This window comes from Synechococcus sp. CCY9201, from assembly GCF_034931105.1.
In the GTDB taxonomy this organism is placed as follows: Bacteria; Cyanobacteriota; Cyanobacteriia; order PCC-6307; family Cyanobiaceae; genus CBW1002.
The window spans coordinates 1-2,599 of the sequence record NZ_JAYGIC010000125.1 but is presented as its reverse complement, the minus strand read 5'-3'; the positions used below and the strand labels follow the sequence as shown (position 1 = coordinate 2,599).

The 2,599-nt window shown below is 65.3% G+C and carries 4 protein-coding genes; 3 read left to right on the top strand and 1 reads right to left on the bottom strand.

Going from position 1 to position 2,599, the window contains the following annotated elements; translation table 11 throughout:
- Window positions 1-172, bottom strand: a 172-nt coding sequence (locus VB716_RS17490) for a tetratricopeptide repeat protein (RefSeq protein ID WP_416238110.1), incomplete at its 3' end; no start/stop codon positions are given.
- Between the two features lie 68 nt (window positions 173-240).
- Here VB716_RS17490 and VB716_RS12140 point away from each other — a divergent pair.
- The 3 genes from VB716_RS12140 to VB716_RS12130 all read left to right on the top strand — a co-directional run.
- Window positions 241-1,137 carry a hypothetical protein gene (locus VB716_RS12140; protein WP_323270619.1) on the top strand — a complete coding sequence of 299 codons (897 nt, stop codon included), beginning with the start codon at window positions 241-243 and terminating at the stop codon, window positions 1,135-1,137.
- Window positions 1,138-1,165: 28 nt separating this feature from the next.
- Window positions 1,166-1,873: a hypothetical protein gene (locus tag VB716_RS12135; RefSeq protein ID WP_323270617.1), complete on the top strand. Its 708-nt coding sequence runs from the start codon at window positions 1,166-1,168 to the stop codon at window positions 1,871-1,873.
- A 1-nt stretch (window position 1,874) separates the two neighbouring features.
- Window positions 1,875-2,599 (top strand): cyclic nucleotide-binding domain-containing protein (locus VB716_RS12130; RefSeq protein WP_323270616.1); only part of this gene is annotated, 725 nt, incomplete at its 3' end.

Here is a 2,599-nt window from a genome sequence, read left to right as displayed (position 1 = left end):
GGGCCGAGAGCAGCCGGCCCAGGGCCGCTGCCAGAACCGCATCCCCGGGGTCCTGCGCCAGGGCCTGCCGCAACAGGCGGTCGGCCTGCTCCGGGGTGCCGGCCATCTGAAGGGCAGACACCTGCGCCAGCAGGGAGCGGCGGCGATCAGAGTCCAGACGCTCTGCCTCCATCGGATCGGGTGAGGCTCAGCGCCATCTCAGCGCCACTGGTTCCAGCGCCATTGACAATCGAGGCGCGGATGGATGGGCCCACCGTTTCGGGACGAACACTGATATTGACATCAGCATTACCACGGCAGAGGATAGGCAACAATGCAGTGTCAGGATCGAAGGTCGTGAGCTTCCCCCCCGCGAACGAACTGGAGGTCATCTCGATCCTCAGCCCCAACGCCCTGCTGCCGGGCCAGGCGATCGCCCAGACCGTGGAGGGGGTCACCTACGGCATCACCGTCAATAATCGCATCGATGCCACCGGCGGAAATTTTGCGGTGGTCAGCGTTCTTGATCCCAATGGCAATCCAGTTCCGATCGGCGATTTCATCCTGGCCCTGATCAATCGCCAGGTCGGCGGAATTTTGATCAATTTCTCCAACGCGCCGATTGATCCGGAGGCGCTGATCACCCTGCCGGACATTCCCGAAGACTTCCAAGCGGATTTTGCACGCTTCTTCCTGGCGGTGCAGGAGGGCAATCCCAATGCCAAATTGCTGGTGAGTGGATTCACGACCTACACCGAAAGCGAATTCAATTCCAATTACACTCTGTCCGAGGGTGACGATGCCATTCTCACCACCACGCTCAGCAACGTGATTTATGGCAATGCCGGCAATGACGCCTTTGTCGTGACCGCCTACTCCGAGAATCCTACCGGCATCCAGACCTCATCTTATTTCAGTCTTGGCGAAGGGAATGATGAAGTCTCGATCACCAAGCAGGCCCTGAAGCAAGACGGCTCCAAGATTCTGATCGAAACGTTCAACGCCGACGAAGACATCCTTGCCTTGGATGTCAATGCCAAGAAGGTCGACGGGATCGGCAGCGACAGAATCCGGATCAGTGCCAACAAGAAAACCCGGTTCATTGTCTCCACCTTCGACGGCAGCAAGCTCACCAACGACGCGATCGAATTCCTCTGAGAACCCATCGGAGCCAGCACCGCACCGCTTGAGCAGCGCCGCCTTCGAAACCAGCGCGTCGACCCGGCTGGAGATCACCCTGCCGCCCGCCGCAGCGCTGATCGAACTGCAGCGCACCGACCTGCTGGAAGACTGGCTGGCCCAACGCATCCGCCAGGAGCTCCGGCAGCTGCACCCCTGCCTCGAAACCCTGCAGCACCGCTGGTTCCACCAGAGCGCCGTGAGCCTCTACCTGCGCGAAGCTCGCCGGAACCTCGATCAGGTGGTGTTCAGCCTGATCCGGCTGGACGCGTCGGAACCGGCGTCCGAGCTGGCCCAGGAGATCTATTTCCGCCTCCTGGCCAACGAACTCGATCCGGCCCTGCCGGGCCTGGATGGGTCGCTGTTCGGCCATCCCGCCGCTGCGGTGCGCAGCAGCCGCATCGGGCCCACTCCCCTGGGCTCGCTGCAGCCCCAGCTGGCGGATCGGCTCAGGATCAGCCGCCCTGGGGTGCCCCAGAGCCCCTTCTCGATCGCGAAGGACGAGCTGCTGATCGTGCAGCTGGAGCAACGGCTGCCGGCCTCGCTGGATCCAGCCACCCAGCGCCGCCTGGAACACACCCTGTTCAACGACTGGCTGCGGCAGCGCTGCCGCACGGCCCTGCCGCAACTGGAGGCCGCGGCGGCAGCCAGTCCGGAAGTGACCGCACAGCCGAAAGCCGCCCGCCCTGCCATCGCCATTCCCCTGCCGGATTGAGATGTCCCTGCCACCCGCACTCCGGCAGCGGCTGCAACAAGACACGGAAACGCAGGCCTATCCCACCGGCCGCTTTCTGCTGCGCTGCGACCAGCTGCCCCACCAGGTGCTGCTGATCCTCTCCGGTCGCGCCCGTCTTCTCGCCCACGATCCCCTCGAGGGCTCCTTCACCGTGGATCGCCTCGGCCCCGGCTCCCTGGTGGGCTGGGCAGGTCTGTTGCGGGGGGAACCGTGCGAAACCCTGATCGCCATGGAACCCACCCAGGTGCGAGCCATCCCGGCCCAGCGGTTTCTGCAGCTCCACCATGACCTGCCCGAACTGCAGGAGCACTGCGCCGTACCCGACACCGCCGAACTGGCGGAAGCTCTGCTGCGCTGGTGGCACGACCATCCCCGCGGCAACCTCGAGGCGTCCCAGCAGCTGCTGGATCGCCTGCCCACCACCGATCCGCAGCGGGCCCGCCTGGCCAGCGCCCGGGAGATCGCCGATCCGCAGGGCCGCAGCCCGGATCGGCTCTGGATCTGGAGTGGTGCCCCCGATCGGCAGCGGCTGCTCAGCCTGGAGCGCGCCTGGGCGGAGCCCCCAGCCACACCTCCAGAGGCGAGATCGGCAGCAGCGCCTGGATCAGACGGTCGTGGCCACCGCGATCGAGAGCCTGGTGGCGCCACCATTGCGGAAGCCCCGCCCCTGCCCGATCCGCCCGATCCCGCCGCCCTCGGCCTTCC